Source organism: Thermodesulfobacteriota bacterium (assembly GCA_034189135.1).
Classification (GTDB): domain Bacteria; phylum Desulfobacterota; class Desulfobacteria; order Desulfobacterales; family JAUWMJ01; genus JAUWMJ01.
In genome coordinates this window covers 28860-46924 of the sequence record JAXHVO010000081.1, presented here as the reverse complement: position 1 = coordinate 46924, position 18065 = coordinate 28860, and the positions used below count along the sequence as shown (strand labels likewise).

The window sequence follows — 18065 nt, the reverse complement described above, 5'->3', positions numbered from 1 at the left end:
CCGGTTTGGCGGAAAGTAATGCCCTGACGGTACGTAACATATAAAATCAGATGTCAATCGAAACGGTTATGTTTTTTTCTGTAAGGGGATATGTGGGTGATCTATTGCACCTTTTTGCCGTGTCCGGATATTTGGGATAGACCGTCCCTTTTATATTGTTTAGCAATGGATAGACTGTATCCTAAATATCCGGACACGCTGCAACTGATTCAATTCATATCCCCTGGAAGAAAATAATATAACTGTCTCGATTCACACCCTTAACATCAATCGGCGCTTTAACAATTCCGGCTCCACCGTTGATAAGGGGTGCGAAACTTGAGTAAATAAGTCATAACCGGTGTAAAAACAGACCGTTTTATAATACGTTATCTTTTTAAAACGTCAAACTTACGGATTTGTTTTGAACAGCAAAATATCGAACCAGGAATTATGAATGCCCAAGTAATGAAAACAATCAAATCTTCAATGTGCTATAAGGATGACGCATTTTCTAAGAATAACTCTTCCTGTTTTCCCGTCACATCTTCCGGTGATGGTTATACGGGCTCCCCTTTCCTGAGCCAACACCTTTTTTTTATATGCTTTATCAAAAAAGCATTGGACACCGCAGCGGCTATCTTTTATTTTCAGACAGATGTTAAATTTTCCAATCATATCTTTGCCAATACTGCCTATCTCGCCGCTGACCGAAACGATTTCTCCTTTAAACTTTCTATCTGCAGAAGGTTCATTCTGCTGGTATATTTTATACAACCGGAACGCTGTGATCGAAACAGCCGGTTCGGAGTATTGGACCTGCGGTTTTTCGTCTATTTTACTGGTCAGCCTTGGATATACATAAAAAACAATCAACACTGCAATGATAAAAAGAACCGCTCTTGCCACAGCATTTTTTTTAATTAATTTGCCACAAACCGGACAGTATTTATCTTTACCGGTTACTTCCCTACCGCATTTTTTACATCTCAGCTGACCCATTATTTTCCTTTGGAGATAATTCCCAGTTTATTTTATGGCTGTAAAAAACATTGGGAGTATAATATTAAAACAACAGCGCGTCAAAGGAATAATATTGATGACATCCATATGGTCATCCTGTTGTGTGCCCCCATCTTTTATGGAATCCACTCGTTTAAAAACGGTTAATGATACTATGATAACAAATGATTAAATAGTCAACCACTGAACGCACCAATGAGGTTTTCCCTTGGATAAAGGATGGGACTTGACTATAGGTACAAAAAATACGATAATTTTGACCGGGTTGCAGAAAATGACCACTATTAAGGAGATTGATCTATGAAAATTCTAAAGATTGAAACTGATGCATTGAAAATGGTTGCCGCAGCAATGGGCAAGACTGAGATGTTTGGTGCTCTTAAGGAAGACTCGCTTATTAAAATTGCCAGCCGTGCAAAGCTTTGTCACTATGATCCGCAGGAAAATATTGTAAAAGAAAACGAGCCGTCAGAGGCATTCTTCATGCTTATTAAGGGAGAAGTTTCTATTCTGCACCACCATAAATCCACCGATGGAATGATAGAGCTGGGAAGGATTAAACCAAACAGTATTATCGGGGAAATAGGCCTTTTGTTAAAGGAACCACGCACGGCAACGGTTCAGGCGACTCAAAAGACACTGATCTTGAAGTTTGACAGAGCCCTTTTTGAATATATGTTTGAAAACATACCCGCCTTCGGACCGAGTATCAGCCAAAACCTTGCCAGAAGGGTGGAGCAGCTTTCCACCAATATTCCCCTTCCGGCTTACGATAAAGACTCAGATCTCCCGTCGCCTGATATCATACAAATGCTTCCGCTGGATTTTATTATCAGGCACCGTGTTTTACCATTACAGGCAACCCAAAATGTTTTGCGTATAGGATTAGTCAACGATCCCAGTTCCAAGGTCCTCGGGGCTGTTCGAAGTTTTCTGCCAAGCATGGAGCTCCAGATGGTTCGTATCGACAACGATTTTTTCGATACGGTGCTGGGCTCACAAGCCGGGGTGGAAGAGTGGTCCGCATCTACAGAAAAACCTGAAAAAGATGAAAAAAAGGGTGAAGACAAGTCTTCACCCAAACTGGATACTTTGCTTAAAAGAATGGTGGCCGAAGGGGCTTCCGATCTCCACCTTTCAGCCGGTCAGATTCCACATTGGCGTATTGATGGTGAAATCCAGGACATCGCCGACACAAAGAAAGTCGGAGCTAAAGAGGTTTTTGAGTTATTGGATCCTGTTATGGGTAAACGAAGTAAAAATCAATTTTTAGATCAAAATGACACGGACTTTGTATATTCGGTATCTGATGTGGGAAGGTTTCGTGTAAACCTTTTTCGCGATGATCTTGGTATAGGGGCTGTATTTCGCTTTATTCCCACTAAAATTCTTTCTTTCGAGCAGTTGGGCCTCCCGCTGATTTTAAAGAAGCTGTCCGATCATCCCAAAGGGTTGGTGCTTATTACAGGTCCGACCGGTTCCGGGAAGTCGACTACCCTGGCGGCAATGATAGATTATATTAACCGCACTCGCCGTGCGCATATCGTCACCATGGAGGATCCAATTGAATACGTACATCTAAGTAAACTTTCTTTAATTAATCAACGGGAGATAGGACGCCATACCAATAGTTTTTCCAGTGCCCTTAGGGCTGCCTTCAGAGAGGATCCGGACATTGTGCTTGTAGGTGAATTGCGTGACTCAGAGACCATTTCCCTTGCCATTGAGACTGCAAATACCGGCCACCTGGTTTTCGGTACCCTGCACACCAATTCGGCAATCAGCGCCCTTGATCGTATTATCGATTCCTTTCCACCCGATCAGCAAAGCCGTGTTCGTGTGGGTCTTTGTGACTCGTTAAAAGGTATAGTGGCTCAGGTACTTTGCAAGTGTATCGGTGGTGGTCGAGCAGCTGCTGTGGAAGTTCTGGTGGTTAATTCGGCAGTTGCCAACCTGGTTCGTGAAGAAAAAATAAATCAAATTAAATCTACCATGCAAACCGGAAAAGCACAGGGAAATATGCTTATGAATGAAGAGTTGGCCAAGCTGGTAAGGCGTAAAAAAGTGGATTATAAGGAAGCCTTAAGCAAAGCGGAAGATAAGGACGATCTTGTAAGGCGGTTGGAAAATTAGGTAATCTGCGCCCGAGGAGCTGTATTGAAAATGTCACCTGTTGCCGGTGACGGGTCAATCGCTTTTGCCTATCCGTTTGTATTTGACGAGCTTTCAAATAAGGTCAGCTCTTATTTGCTATAATAAACTCTTTCAGGTAGTCCTGATTCTGAATTTAATAAAGCCCCAAACAAAACCGAAAATTCCGATTAGGAATGCGCCTATATCTGTATATCTAAAGTTAAATTTATAAGTAAAGGTAAGCCTTTTTTCCGATGCACCGAATTTGGGAGGAACCACGCGCATGATCCATCCGTATTCTTTTTTCCCCAACAGCACTTTATTCCATGTCAGCGAGCCTTTTTTACTCACATCTGCCAACAGTAATAAATTGCCCTTATTAACTTTACGCAGTATGGGGGAATCACTGTTGGGTTCCTTGTAGATATGGACATTATTTTCCACCACCTCAACAAATAGATTTTCAGACTGATAAACGGTTCTCCTTAATCCTGCTCCTGCATCAAAAGGAAGGTACGCTGCAGGAAGGTAAAATAAAAGAAAACCGGCACAAAAACCGAATCCACCTTTAAGCATTTTAAAGAAGAGTTGGGGTGCCTTTTTTTTAAATTTCATTAACAATAAAATCACAGCCATAAAAAGAACACCAATGGCTATAGAAACTATCGGATGAATGTTTATCAAAGATATAAAGTTTATTGGCAACAAAGCCATAAATTTAAAATCGGCGATAATATATCTTAAATACTTAAAATAGAGAAAATACAGTGCTCCCAGGGTGACGGCAGTATAAAGCAGAACCTCTATTTTTTGTGCCGGTAACATTGGGGTGGCAGCTCCGGGTTGCATAAGAACCTTATACACTCTTACAGGCTCCGCGATATTTTTCACGTTGTGTTCTCCCATATACCCGAACTCAAGGCCCAGTTTGTTCTTTACCTGGTCGTAAGCGGTGCTTGAAATGCTGATACCTCCGGCTTCTGCAAGCCCTTCTATCCGGGCTGCAATGTTAACTCCATCACCATAAATACGCTTTCTTTTTTCTATTACATCCCCCAAATTGATACCGATACGAAATTCCATCCTATGGTCTCGGGGCAGTTCCTTGTTCTTCGTCTTGAGTCTTTCCTGTATTTTAACCGCACATTGAACTGCATCCACCACACTGGCAAATTCGGCCAAAAGATTGTCACCGGGAGAGTCCACCACCCGACCCCTGTGTTTATTAATGAGAGAAGAAATTTCTTTACGATAAGTTGTCAGGGTGATGACAGTGGAGCCTTCATCCATACCCATCATGCGACTGTATCCTTTCACATCCGCACTAAAGATGGCGGCAAGCTTACGTTTTAGTACCTTTGTAGCCATGGTATGTCCTTATAAAATTGTTGCGGAAATAATATTGTTTATAAAATCAAATTTTTTGATTTTGTTTTATACTGTATTTTTGGTTACAGTCAAACCATATTTTTTTGTATTTTTTTTTGAATGGTTAAGTGTTTTGAATGGCCGATGGCGTGCAGCGAGTGGTTAATAGGATCTAATCTTTTTGAATTGGTCTGCTGCATGTTGAATGTTTTCTTGAACTTAAAGCGATTTATGTGCTATGGTTATGAATGAATAAAAATGAACTGGAGAAGGAATGAAAATTAAGTCGGTAAGCGCCTTGATAATTGAAGATGACCCCTATATTGCTCAAATGATACGGCGTATGCTGAACAAAGTCAGAGATATCTCATTTGAGCTGGTTCATGCCGACCGTCTTTCTTCGGGACTCGAACATTTGCAAGATGAACATTTTGCTATTATTCTGCTTGACCTTGGACTTCCTGACAGCAGTGGAATTAAGACGCTAAATAAAGTGTATGCCCAGACTTCAGATATTCCCATTATCGTGTTTACAGGGCAAAATGATGAAACTCTTGGTATCAAGGCTGTCAATGCAGGGGCGGAAGATTATCTGATAAAGGGCCAGACAGACAGCAAGGCCCTCGTCCGTGCAATACGTTATGCGGTGGGGCGCCACCAGGCGAAGAAGGCCTTAAAAAAAACCACTGCCCATCTTAAACGAACTGTGGAAAAGCTGAAAAAAGCCAATCAGAAAATCATAAATCAACAAAAATCAGTCATTGAAGAAGAAAGGCTTAAGATGTTGCTTCTTTTGTCTGGAGCAACCGCCAATGAATTAAATCAGCCACTGACAGAACTCATGGATAATGTGGAGTTGATGCGGTTTGAAAAAAAAATTCCCCCTGAACTTAAAAAATACATGTGTGGCATAGAAGACGCCGGACAACAGATTTTTGAAATAATTAAGCGAATTCAGACCATCCCTCAAGATAACTTAGCATCAGATGACAACGACCACTCTACACAGAGCCATGATAAAAAAATATCAATCATGTCGGTGGAAAAATCTGATGCTGACTTTAAGAAAATATCCAACTGTTTAAAAACCTTTATACAACTCGACTTGACCCGTGTTAAAAATATAAAAGCGGCCATCACTCAGTTGAATAATTGCTCGGTTGATTTGATTTTATCGGAACATTTTCTTCCTGACGGCACCGGACTGGATATTCTGCAGTCATTAAGCGATAGCAAACTTGAAATACCGGTAGTAATCATTTCCCAACTGGAAGATGAAACGATCGCTTCTGAAATCATTAACGCAGGGGCTTATGACTATCTGCCTAAAAATAAAATCAGCAAAAAATCCCTTTCCCGAAGTATAACCAATACGGTTGAAAAATTTGGCCTGGAAAGAGAAATAAAACTGGCCCAGGAAAAATTGGCTGAAATGTCAAGCCTGGAAAGAGAAATGAAACAGGCCCAGATACAGCTGGCTCAGATGTCAACCAGAGACGAATTAACCGGCCTATATAACCGTCGATATTTCATTGAATCCCTGAAGCGGGAGCTGGCACGAGCGAAAAGATACAAACGGAATCTGGGCTTCTGCATGATCGACCTGGACAAGTTTAAAAATATCAACGATAGGTATGGGCATCTTGCCGGCGATATGGCCCTTTCTGCTATTGGCAGGATGATAGACGAACATTTTCGCCAGGGAGACCTCATCTGCAGGTACGGAGGTGAAGAATTTGCCGTTATTCTGCCGGATACATCTTTAAAAAATGCCATGACCGTATGTGAAAGATTAAGAAAGAAGATTTTAAACCACAAGTTTAAATATGATTCATCAGATTTTTCCATATCAATCAGCATCGGCATTGCCTTGTATAACAATCTGGTGCACAGGTCTTCGGTTGAGCTTGTGTCTTCGGCCGACCAAGCGCTCTATCGAGCTAAAAAGGAAGGCAGAAACAGCGTCAGATATCATCCGGATCATAACTGAACGCAGGGTTTTCAACCAAAGCGATCTGTTTTTGGGGTCTATGATGTTGGAAAAATTCTAAAAGACGAAACCTTTGACGAATGGTAATTTATATTCGCCTTCAAGGAGGGCAAATATTTTAACCTCAGAAATATATAGAATCTTTTGAAGATTAAAAGATAAGACCAACACTGAAATCGGACATAAAGTGATGTTTTACCAAGGTCTCACGACAACTTGTCTGAAGCTTAAAACCAATAGGTAAAAAAATGAGTCTAAGAACCAAATTGCTTGTTTTCTCTATTATTCTTGCATTGATTCCCTTGGGAATTGCCGGAAGGAGCTTGATCAAGATAACCAGGGATGAGTTAAAAAGCTCTGCCAACGACAAACTTATCATAACGGCCAAGAAGGTCACCCAGGAAATTGAGGATTTTTATAAATATTCGTGGTTGGCGCCTCTCAGGTTAATCAAAAAAGCGGTTGAGAATGAAGATCTGGGTGTCAATGCAAAGCTTTCTCTTCTAACCGAGGGAATCAAAGATATTGCTGATATTGTCGCGCTTCAAATTTCTGTTCAGGGTGCTTCGACTCCGCTCCTGGTGACTCAAGATGAATTTTCCCATAAGCTTAGCAAAATATCTGTCGATTCAAAGCAATTCCTCAAACTAACACCCGAACAGATTGAAACATTAAAAAAGGATGGAGTGATCTTTGCAGGCGATTTAACCTATCTAAACGATGCAGATGCATGGCTAATTACCCTGATCCTGGAACTGGACCAAAGAACCTTCGGCCGCAGGGCAACCCTTTCCGCCAGAATCAATCTTGATCGCCTTAGAAAACGCATTGAAAACAATCAATCTGCTGAAAAAATTCCCATCACCCTAATTAATCCTCAGGGACGAAAGATTTTTGCCTCAGGCATGCCGGATCTCAGTAAGAACCGACTGGTTAAAACAGTGAAAGAATTGCTGGCTTCGAATATCCGCACAATTGGCGCCCAACCCTATCAGCGGCCCTCAGGCGAAAAAATGTTGGGTGCATATGGTATCCCAACTATACTGAAGATGGGAGTGATTGTGGAAAAGAATGAAGAAGACGCCTACCAAGCCGCAGCAGAGATGCAGCGCAACCTTTTTATCTGGATCGTTTTCGGTTTTTCCGTCGCCGTGGTTGGAGCAATTATTGTTTCCGTCTCTTTGACAAGACCCCTGCTGAAACTGACACGGGCTGCGCGCCAAATTTCGCAAGGTAATCTTTCGACCCGTATTGAAGGTAAAGAACAAAAAAACGAAATTGGTGAGTTGTCCGCCGCTTTTAATAAAATGGTGGATGATCTTCGTTTGTATATTGACAAACTGACGGAAACCACCAAGGCCAAGGAAAGGGTAGAGAGCGAACTGGAACTCGGCAAGACGATTCAACAGGGCTTTCTTCCTAAAGAATTCCCCCGGTTTAAAGAAATTGAAGTGTGGGGTAAATGCGATCCTGCACGGGAGGTTGGAGGAGATTATTTTGATTTTTTTCAAATTGACGACAATAATTGTGGAATAGTTATCGGCGATGTTTCCGGTAAAGGAGTTCCTGCAGCCCTCTTTATGGCTGTAAGCCGTACATTATTTCGCATATTAAGCTCCAGAGACTTGCCCCCCGACATGGTGCTCACCGAGTTCAACGACAGACTTGTGGCTTTGGACCAGGGAGCAAATATGTTTATCACCTTATTTTATGGTGTGTTCAATATGACTACCGGTCGATTTATTTATTCAACAGCCGGACACAATATGCCTTTTGTTAAAACATCAATGGCTCCTGGTGAAAATTTTGCCATGTTGCCCCAGATGAAGACCATGGTAGCAGGAATGATGGAAGGTATGTCCATGGATTTGGCCGAAATCAATCTGAACAAAGGGGGAGCCATCGTACTGTATACCGATGGAATAACTGAAGCGATAAATAAGCAGAATGAGGAGTTCGGAGAAAAGCGTTTTGCCCGGCTTCTTGATAAGTATGCAGACCTGCCTGCACAAGATATGTGCGAAAAGTTAATTGAAGATGTAAATGCTTTTCAGATCGAAAGAGAGCAGTTTGATGATATGACGATGTTTATCTTAAAAAAAAGATAAGGCATTGCTTTTCCAGTATGGACCAAACGAAAATTCTGAATTGTGTATCACCTTCAACTGCAACCCAACATATTGAAGCAGCCGTTGGCACAAACCATAAGCTTTCAGATTGCTGAAGTAGGTTTTGTTGTCAATCTTATTTTACTCCACTGGAATGGCAATTTCAGGCCAGTTTGAACTTAGCTCACCGGTCTGTATGCATCGCACAGGCACGCCGATCTTCTTGCCATCGAAATTTTTAAAGGCAGGTTTCAATTGGTAGGTTATTGGGCTATTTCACTGGTGGACAGAGCAGAGATTGAAAAACTCTCCGATGCTTTAAACAAGGAGTACCTCAAGTTCTTCTATGATTTGTTTCATTACAGGTCCTGCTTTTCCCATGATAAGGTAGTCGCTGATATCACCTGTCAGAGGGGTTTTTTCCGGATTGATTTCTATCACTTTGGCATCTGATTGTTTTGCCATAACCGGCATAAAGGATGCAGGTTGTACCACTGCTGAAGTTCCCACTACCAGCATGATATCACACCGGGAGGACACCAGCCTGGAACGTAGCAGGTGATTTGTTGGAATCATCTCGCCATAAAAAATGCATTCGGGCCTTAAAATACCTCCGCACTCACACCGTGGGGGTATTTGCGACATATTTACCCGGATAGTTTCCACTCGCTTATCACAGGTCATGCATTTCTGCCATGCAAAATTTCCATGAAATTCAATTACATCTGTATTCCCTGCCTTCTGGTGAAGTCCGTCAACATTCTGCGTAATAACCGTTTTTAAGATTCCCTTTTGCTCCAGCTTAGCCAGGCCATAATGACCATCATTTGGTTTTGCCGTGTCAACGATATCCTTCATTTCCTTAATAAGTACATTCCATACTCTTGCAGGATCCTTCATAAACTCATCGATATGAGCAAATTCCATGGGATCGAATTTTTCCCATATCCCGCCTTTTCCCCTGAAAGGTGGAATTCCGCTTTCTACAGAAATACCCGCACCCGTTAAGGCGACCACATTTTTTGCTGAAGCGAGATCTTTGGCTGCTCGTTTTATCAGGTCATCCATAAATAATCCTTGACGGCATCATAACAAGTCTCCCGCTTCATTTCAGCAGGACCTTGTGCTGCATTTCGTATGAATAAGTATTACAAAAGCCGAAAAGTGTAGGCCAAGAGGCTGTTTTGTTTTCCGAATCAGGTTACAACTCAAACGTCATATCACATCCTACGGCAAAACATTCCAATTTTTTGCTTTTGTCGGCTATTATTTTTCCGCAGGTTTTGACGATTTTATCCATTTCCCGGTCGGTTCTTTCCTGGTTTAGATGGAAAAGGCCCACTTTTTTAACCCCGGATTCAAAGGCCAGATTGAGAACATCAGTGTATACGGAATGCCCCCAGTCAATATACGTTTTGTACTCTTTGGGTGTGTACTCTGCATCGTGAATAAGAAGGTCTGCGCCTGAAGAAAAATTGACATAGTCTTTGTAGGGAAGCCCACCAGGATGGATAAAACCGAGTTCGTTATCCGTTAAGAACACAAAGGACTTTCCGCCTTCAATGAATTTGTATCCGCTGCCGCCATTGGGATGACTAATCGCTATGGGAACGACTTTAACGCTGCCGATTTCAAACTCCACTGGACGGGCTTTTTCATAAGATAATTCAGCTCTTATATCGGAATATTTAACAGGAAAGTTGGGAGGAGCCATGACCTTAGAGATGATTTTTTCCACGAATTCATCGTGAAAAGGGCATCGATACATCCTGAATTCGGCATGTTTGGAATAGAGGGGTTTGAAATAGGGAAACCCCATCACATGGTCCCAATGAGCGTGAGTAAAAAGGAAATGATACTTATTTTGTTTTTCATCAGTCAACAGGTTGCCAAGTCGTCGGATTCCTGTACCGGCATCAACGATAATGATGTCATTGCTCTTTGTTCGGATTTCCAGACAGGTCGTATCACCACCATATTTAAGGTATTCTTTTCCTGAAACAGGAATAGAACCTCTTGAACCCCAGCATTTAATGTACATGTCTTAACCTTTCGGAATGAATTAAAAATTCAGCATATGTTTCCGAAAAAAGTATGCCAGATACCGTCACGTTCCCAATTTTTTATTATTTTAGCCCCTTTTTGTTCCAGCATGTACGCAGCCTCTTCTGCCTGGCTGTGCAAAAGTCCTGACAGGATAAACCATTTTTTGGACCAAAAACCCTCTGAATTTAGCAGGTTTTTCATTACATCAAAATGGATATTTGCTATCACAAGATCTGCATGGTTGTCTACGAAAATTTCAGCGGATCCTTGAATCACCACCACCTTTTCTGTTGCGTTATTTAGCTGAACATTTTTTTCAGCTGTCCTGGCGGCAAGTAAATTTTTATCAACCGCTAAAATTTTTTTGCATCCCAGCCTGGCAGCGGCAATTGCCAGTACGCCCGTTCCTGTTCCGAGATCCAAAGCCGATTGCACTTTTGAATTGGAAAATACCAGTTCAAGAGCCTCTAGACAGTTGTAAGTGGTGGCGTGTGCTCCTGTGCCGAACACCACACCAGGATCTAGTGTGATGTGAAGTCCATTCATTCCCGCATCTAAGTTGTCCCCTATTTTATCCCATGGATGCGTGATGAAGAACCTCCCTGCTCTGAAAGGAGCAAGTTTTTCACCATGCCAATCATCATAGGTCATATGATAATGATCAAGCAGGGTTAATTGCGGCTGAGCATGTAAAAGATCTTCCACCTTCTTTTTTGACGGCCGGGAAAAAAAAAGAAAGGAAAATTCATCCTCTTCCCAGTTGCCAATAAAGTCTTTATAAAAAAATTTGCTATCAGAGGTTAAATGTCCTTTAAGATAGTATATATACAGATCTTTATATGGTATATTCAGATAGTTATCGGCGCGGCTCAATCTGTATCGTGTTTCAGTCATTTTTTGGCAACTGATCCATATACCATTCCATTGGATCAAGTAATTGATAGCCCATTTTTTCCAATTTTCTTTTTACCGGGGCAACATTTTGAGTCAAAAGATAAGGGAAAACAGCTCGCTTTCCTTCTTCCCAGTATTTGGCTACCAGGATACTCCCAATGGAAATCTTCTCTTCGGTAATGGCACCAACAATTTTTTTAAGCTGGCCAATCTTTTCTTCCACCAGAAGACACAGCAGGGTGCCGGGTTGACCGATTCCCAGTACGTTGGTGAATGTGCGAAGAAGATCCCGGACCGAAAGAATACCTTTCAGTTTGCCCTGTTCATCAACAACAGGAAAAGCGCCCACCCGTTTTTCCTGAATAAGCAAGAGGGCATCTTGAATGGTATGTAACGGAGAAATTGTAAATGGATCTTTTGTCATAACGTCTTTTACTTTAAGATCGGAAAATTTTTCCTTTTCTTTGGCAAAATTATCCTTTTTAAAAAGCTTATATGGCAGAGCACTTCGGATATCGCGATCCGTTATTATGCCGATTAAAGCATTATTTTCTTCAACAACGGGAAGGTGCCGGATGTTATGCTGCAACATTTTTTCATATGCCTCAAAAATGCCAACCTCTTTGCCGATTGAAATGACTTTTTTTGTCATTGATTTTCCGACAAACATTTTATCCTCCAAACCCCATTCGTAATGATGGCGGGTGTTTTAGTTGACGGTTTTAGTGTGATTCTGTACTTCTACCAATTCATCAATTCTTATAAGGTTGGTCAAATCAGCCATCCAACAAAATACTAACATGATTCTTGGCAAGCTCAGGAAGGCGTTTGAGCGAATATCCTCCTTCAAGTATGGTAATAAGCCTTCCGTTTGAGTATTTGTCAGACATTTCCAGAATTTTTTGCATGACCCACGAATACCATTCGGTTGAAAGCTTAATGCCGGACATGTCATCGTCCACATGGCCATCAAAGCCCACCGAAACAAGAATGATTTCCGGTCTGAATTTTTCAAAATCAGCCAGCAGGTCTTTTTTAATCAGTTTTTTGTATTCCGAATCCCCTTGGCCCGGAAGAACCGGAGAATTTTTAGTAAAGCCATACCCCAGGCCTGAGCCGTATTCAAATTCCCTGCCTGTACCGGGATAGGCGAATGACGGATGTTCATGGATAGAGTAATAAAATACACTGGGATCCTGTTCGAAAATGTGTTGTGTGCCGTTTCCATGATGAACATCGAAATCAACGATTCCCACATTGGTTATTTTCCATTGTAACTGAAGGTATCTTGCTGCAATCGCCACGTTGTTGAAATAGCAAAACCCCATGGCCTCAGATCTCTCTGCATGGTGCCCCGGAGGACGGACGGCACAGAAAGCATTGTCTAATTCGTCTTTCATAACCAGATCTACAGCATCAAGTATGCCACCGACAGCCAGCAGCGCTATCTCAAATGTCTCGCAGCACATCTGGTTATCCGGATGGCGGAATATTTTTTTCCCGGACATACAGGCATCCTGGAAACTGTTAATATAATCTTTATCGTGAACAGCTTCCACCCATTTTAAGTCTGCCCGGCTTCCATTTATTAAGGTAAGCTTGGGGAGAAGATCGGCATCATTTATCCCTTTATAAATCGCATCAAGTCTTTGGTGTATTTCGGGATGATAATCACTCGTTTCATGAAGCATATATCTTCGATCAAATAAGAAGCCTGTTTTTTTCATATCTATTCCTGTCCCGGAGTAATTAAAAAACTTGGATCATATCCCAACCTAAAAACAAGGCGCACCCAAAAATCACTAATTGTTGGAACCATCATTATTATAAAACTATTTGATAATTTTTTCAAATATTTCAAATGCCGCTTTTACCGATTGATTATCTTCCGGCATTTCTATGGTGGGTTGTCCGTTTAAATCATAATCATATATGGTGTTATCCATTGGGATCATCCCTGCCAGTTCAAGATCCTCTGCATTGAGAATGCTTGAAACAGCCTCGGGAATACCGTTTTTGGTCTGGTTGATGATAAGATAGCTTTTCCCTACACCGATATTGAGGTCTTTTGCAAGCTGGTTGATTCTTACCGCTGCCTGAATCCCTCGCCTGGATGTATCTGAAATAACGAGAAGAATATCAACATTGCTGGTGGTCAGTCGGCTTATATGTTCCATGCCGGCTTCGTTATCCATTACAATATATGGGTAGTTGCCCGTTAATCTGTCAAGAAATCCTGTCAACAGAGTATTGGCAGCACAATAACATCCCTGCCCTTCGGGTTGCCCCATGACAATGAGATCATACCCATCTGTTTCGACAATGGCCTGCTCCAGTTTCATGGACATAAAAACATCTTTGGTCATACCACCCGGAACGATTCCCTTTTTCATTTCTTCCCTGGCATTTCCCAGGGTTTGCTCATATTTAAGTCCGAGCACTTCGTTAAAATTTGCATTGGAATCGGCATCTACGGCCAAAATGGGTGTTTTCCCATTTTTTACCAGGTATTTTATCAGAAGGCCTGCAAGGGTGGTTTTACCGGTACCTCCCTTTCCGGCCAGTGCAATTGAAAATGGCATTTTAAAAAATTCCCTCCCGTCAAGTTTGCTGGCATCGTAGAAAGTTCCATCTGCTGCATGGCATCGGTTTCTCAAACACTCGGCATACGACATGTATTGGCCTGTCCTTGAAAAATCGCTGCATCTTGTTCATGGAACCTTCTATTTATCCATTGGCAATACGTTTTATGGGTTAAGCTATTTTAAGTTCAATGTTTGAATATCTATATTTTTACGCATGCATAAATTAGGTCAGTTGCCCCTAACAGTCAAGCATCTTTTGTATATACTGCTTTCACTCAAAGGCAGGTGAAAACCGTGGACTCTTTTCCCAGCTTTGTTCAAAAATGGTCAGAGTAAATGTATCAGGAAAAATAGAATCTGTTTACACTGTTTCTCAAAAATATATTCCGTTTTAAACGATGAAAAACTCGTTTATAAGAAATTGTAAAGAAAGAACTCACTGTCTTTATAATAATTAGTTTCGGTATGACAACTACTTCAATAAATAAACAATATTGTACTTAAGTTCTTTCTTAACAATTTCTAATTCACTCAAACAGTTTCCTCATTTAAAACGGAACATATTTTTGAGAATTACTATATAGTAGTGGTCATAAGTATGTTCCATTTTAAATCAGGAAATATAGCAACACTCTTTATAGGCAGCTTGATATCGGCTTGGTTAGCTCAACTTGAATAAAAAACGGTCAGGAGATAACACAAAATGGCGGCTTCATCCCTGGTCAACCGGCTTCGAGTAGTTTTCTCAGCAAATCATTGACTATTTTTGGATTTGCCTTACCCCGGGTTTCTTTCATCACCTGGCCCACGAAGTAGCCCAGAAGTTTAGTTTTTCCCCCTTTGTAAGCTTTCACCTCGGCAGGAGATCGCCCAAGCACATCGGAGACAACCTTTTCAATGGCGGAAACATCGGTGACTTGAACCAGGCCCTTTTTTTCAACGATTTCTTCTGGAGTTTTACCGGATTGAGCCATTTCTTCAAACACGGTTTTGGCAATCTTGCCACTGATGACACCCCTATCGATCAGTCTGAGAAGTCCGGCAAGGTTCTCAGGAGAAATGGGGGACTGGCTTACTGTTTTTCCCTGTACATTCAAAAGGGCTGAAAGGGCGCCCATCACCCAGTTGCTCACCTGCTTGGAATCGGGAAATATTTTGACGCATTTCTCAAAAAACTCTGCAAGATCGCGGCCTGATGTTAAAAAGCCGGCATCATAAGAAGGCAAGTCGTATTGTTTGATAAATCGTTTCTTTTTTTTATCCGGCAATTCAGGAAGGCTTTTTTTTATTGAATCCACCCACCCGGCATCGATCATCAGGGGCAAAAGGTCCGGATCGGGGAAGTACCGGTAATCGTGGGCTTCTTCCTTGCTCCGCATGGAAGTTGTCCTGTTTTTAACTGCATCCCAGAGCCTTGTCTCCTGGACAACCTCACCATCCTCCATTAATATTTCTTTCTGCCTGTCTATTTCGTATAAAATTGCTTTTTCAACATTTTTGAAAGAATTGAGATTTTTGAGTTCTGTGCGTGTTCCGAATATCTTGCTTCCTGCGGGCATCACCGATACATTTGCGTCACACCTGAAGCTTCCCTCCTCAAGATTTCCGTCACATATATCCAGGTATCTCACAATGGATCTAAGTTGCCTCAAATAAGCGCCCGCCTCTTGGGAAGACCTTATATCGGGTTCACTGACAATTTCGATAAGGGGAACGCCTGTCCGGTTAAAATCCACCATGCTCACCGGCCTGTCTGGATCATGGTTCAGCTTACCGGCATCTTCCTCCATGTGTATCCGTGTGATACCAATTCGCTTTTTTTCACCGTTTATCTCAACCTCAACATGTCCGAACTCGGCAATGGGAAGTTCATACTGGGATATCTGGTAGCCCTTTGGAAGGTCAGGATAAAAATAGTTTTTCCGGGCAAACCTGCTTTTTCCTGCAATCTTACAGTCTGTTGCAATGGCCATGCGAAGGGCATATTCAACCACCTTTTTGTTTAAAACAGGGAGGACTCCGGGCAACCCAAGACATACCGGGCACGTATGTGTATTGGGTGGGGCTCCGAAAGATGTTGAGCATCCGCAAAAAATCTTTGTCTTTGTTTTAAGTTGGGCATGAACTTCCAAGCCTATTACAGGCACAAATTCCATTGTTTTTCCTTTCCATTGCTAAATTATTCAACCAATTACCATTACAATTAAGATATGTAAAGGCAACATTAGACTTTGACAACCTTTTCCTGAAAAGGGTATAAATATTCAAGAGTGGTTTTTGATATTATCGGAGACATTTCGTGTTGGTGTTTATATTTTTCAGCGAGAACTTAACTCGTTGATTGCTGAAAGAAGGATTTTATGGAATTTTTTCTTTGCGTGGTTGGAATGGTTATGATCGTTGAAGGGCTTCCGTATTTTGCCTTTCCGGAAAAAATGAAGCTGGTGGTTAAAAAGTTCCTCGACATGCCTGCCGGCAGTATGCGAAAATTTGGTTTTGTGCTTATGATTGCCGGACTTTTTCTGGTTTACATGGGAAAGAGGTAGGCCTGGTTGATTATGTTTTCTTTAAGTGACTACAACTACGATCTTCCCGAGGAATTTATTGCACAACAACCGGTAAAGCAAAGGGATAGATCAAAACTCCTTTTTTTAAAGCGAAATACAGGGGATCTGTCCCACCATCAGTTTTCCGAGATCTATAAATTCCTCTTACCAGGGGACGTCCTGATTTTAAACAATACCGAAGTGATTCCAGGCCGTCTGCTTGGCCAAAAGGAAACGGGAGGCAAGGCGGAAGTTCTGATTTTAGATTATGCCGGAGGAAAAGAAGGCTCCGGTAAATTTACCAGTGAATGCCTGATAAATGCGTCAAAACCAACCAAAACAGGCGCCTTTATTTTTTTTGGCCATGACTTGAAAGCAGAAGTAACCGGCTTTTTTAACGGAGTTCATTCTTTAAAGTTCTACTACAGGGGTAACTTTGAAAGCCTGTTATACAAGATGGGGAAGATTCCGCTTCCTCCTTATATAAAAAGGAAAGAAAAAGTTTCGCCATGTAATGACAAAACAGCCTATCAGACAGTATATGCCTGTGAAAAAGGGGCAATTGCAGCACCGACTGCCGGGTTTCATTTTACCAAAGCGTTGTTTGAAAAGCTAAAATCAAGAGGAGTTGAGATTGCGGCAATTACCCTCCATGTCGGCTATGGGACCTTTTTACCGGTAAGATCGTCTGACATTAGAAATCACCGGATGCACTCCGAGCGATTTTTTATACCTGAACCAACGGCAGCTTTAATAAATCACGCAAAAAAAGAAGGCCGTCGTATTATTGCGGTTGGAACCACCTGTGTGCGTACCCTTGAGTTCGCTGCAGGTAAAAAAGGCACAGTCCAATCCGGCAACGGCACATGCAACCTTTTTATTTATCCGGGCTATACCTTCAAGGCGGTCGATGCAATGATTACCAATTTTCATTTGCCGAAATCTACCCTTCTCATGCTTGTATCCGCATTTGCAGGGAAAGAAAATGTTCTTTGTGCATATAAAGATGCAATAAAGAACAAATACCGGTTTTACAGCTACGGAGATGCCATGTATCTAGGGTAAAAAGGCTAACCGCAATTCTCGGTGAGCCTTTTTTATAAAAAATGAGCTGAACTAAAAGCTTAGGTCCTGTTCTATTTTTCCAGACCGATGGCTAAGATTTGATTCGCAAAAGATATGAAGGGGAAATTTGCTCACCCTCCTTACCGACACTGGCGATAAGGAGGGGTTCCTTGACCTGATTGATTTAGAGTAACCGATTTTTCAGTAAATAGGGTTGATTTTGCTCCTGCCATTTTAATGGGACATTTTTGGCACAGTTATTGCTTTTTTTAAATTAAAATAAACAGATTATTAATGCCCTGGGTTGATAATAGTATCATATGGTCAC

14 protein-coding genes are annotated in these 18065 nt (G+C 41.6%); 5 read left to right on the top strand and 9 right to left on the bottom strand.

Annotated elements, in window-relative coordinates; all coding sequences use genetic code 11:
• Nucleotides 1–465: 465 nt before the first annotated feature.
• Nucleotides 466–981 (bottom strand): hypothetical protein, encoded by a 516-nt coding sequence (locus tag SWH54_11920; protein ID MDY6791963.1) that lies wholly within the window; start codon nt 979–981, stop codon nt 466–468.
• 321 nt (nt 982–1302) lie between these two features.
• On the opposite strand from SWH54_11920, the gene SWH54_11915 reads away from it, so the two are divergent.
• Nucleotides 1303–3135 (top strand): PilT/PilU family type 4a pilus ATPase, encoded by a 1833-nt coding sequence (locus tag SWH54_11915; protein MDY6791962.1) that lies wholly within the window; start codon nt 1303–1305, stop codon nt 3133–3135.
• A 132-nt stretch (nt 3136–3267) separates the two neighbouring features.
• Here the strand turns inward: SWH54_11915 and SWH54_11910 are convergent, their stop codons facing one another.
• The gene (locus SWH54_11910) at nt 3268–4503 is read right to left on the bottom strand and encodes an adenylate/guanylate cyclase domain-containing protein (protein MDY6791961.1); all 1236 of its coding nucleotides are present in this window, start codon (nt 4501–4503) and stop codon (nt 3268–3270) included.
• A 274-nt stretch (nt 4504–4777) separates the two neighbouring features.
• Here SWH54_11910 and SWH54_11905 point away from each other — a divergent pair, with 274 nt between their 5' ends.
• A complete protein-coding gene (locus SWH54_11905) occupies nt 4778–6493 on the top strand; it encodes a diguanylate cyclase (GenBank protein ID MDY6791960.1) in 1716 nt (571 codons plus the stop codon).
• 248 nt (nt 6494–6741) lie between these two features.
• Nucleotides 6742–8601, top strand: a complete 1860-nt coding sequence (locus tag SWH54_11900; GenBank protein MDY6791959.1) for a SpoIIE family protein phosphatase — start codon at nt 6742–6744, stop codon at nt 8599–8601.
• 318 nt (nt 8602–8919) lie between these two features.
• Here the strand turns inward: SWH54_11900 and SWH54_11895 are convergent, their stop codons facing one another.
• From SWH54_11895 to gatB, 7 genes are all read right to left on the bottom strand, one after another.
• Nucleotides 8920–9669 carry an NAD-dependent deacylase gene (locus tag SWH54_11895; protein ID MDY6791958.1) on the bottom strand — a complete coding sequence of 250 codons (750 nt, stop codon included), beginning with the start codon at nt 9667–9669 and terminating at the stop codon, nt 8920–8922.
• Nucleotides 9670–9802: 133 nt separating this feature from the next.
• The gene (locus SWH54_11890; protein ID MDY6791957.1) at nt 9803–10642 is read right to left on the bottom strand and encodes an MBL fold metallo-hydrolase; all 840 of its coding nucleotides are present in this window, start codon (nt 10640–10642) and stop codon (nt 9803–9805) included.
• Nucleotides 10643–10671: 29 nt separating this feature from the next.
• Complete coding sequence (locus SWH54_11885; GenBank protein ID MDY6791956.1) at nt 10672–11541, bottom strand: 50S ribosomal protein L11 methyltransferase; 870 nt, start codon at nt 11539–11541, stop codon at nt 10672–10674.
• A complete protein-coding gene (locus SWH54_11880) occupies nt 11534–12211 on the bottom strand; it encodes a CBS and ACT domain-containing protein (protein ID MDY6791955.1) in 678 nt (225 codons plus the stop codon). Before SWH54_11880 ends, SWH54_11885 begins: the two co-directional genes overlap by 8 nt.
• Nucleotides 12212–12317: 106 nt before the next feature.
• Nucleotides 12318–13268, bottom strand: a complete 951-nt coding sequence (locus SWH54_11875; GenBank protein ID MDY6791954.1) for a histone deacetylase — start codon at nt 13266–13268, stop codon at nt 12318–12320.
• A 105-nt stretch (nt 13269–13373) separates the two neighbouring features.
• Nucleotides 13374–14123 carry an AAA family ATPase gene (locus tag SWH54_11870; GenBank protein ID MDY6791953.1) on the bottom strand — a complete coding sequence of 250 codons (750 nt, stop codon included), beginning with the start codon at nt 14121–14123 and terminating at the stop codon, nt 13374–13376.
• 725 nt (nt 14124–14848) lie between these two features.
• Nucleotides 14849–16282, bottom strand: a complete 1434-nt coding sequence (gatB, locus tag SWH54_11865; protein ID MDY6791952.1) for an Asp-tRNA(Asn)/Glu-tRNA(Gln) amidotransferase subunit GatB — start codon at nt 16280–16282, stop codon at nt 14849–14851.
• Between the two features lie 204 nt (nt 16283–16486).
• On the opposite strand from gatB, the gene SWH54_11860 reads away from it, so the two are divergent.
• Entirely contained in the window at nt 16487–16672 is a 186-nt protein-coding gene (locus SWH54_11860) for a DUF2065 domain-containing protein (GenBank protein ID MDY6791951.1), read from the top strand.
• A gap of 12 nt (nt 16673–16684) precedes the next feature.
• Nucleotides 16685–17737, top strand: a complete 1053-nt coding sequence (gene queA, locus SWH54_11855) for a tRNA preQ1(34) S-adenosylmethionine ribosyltransferase-isomerase QueA (protein MDY6791950.1) — start codon at nt 16685–16687, stop codon at nt 17735–17737.
• Nucleotides 17738–18065 lie beyond the last annotated feature (328 nt).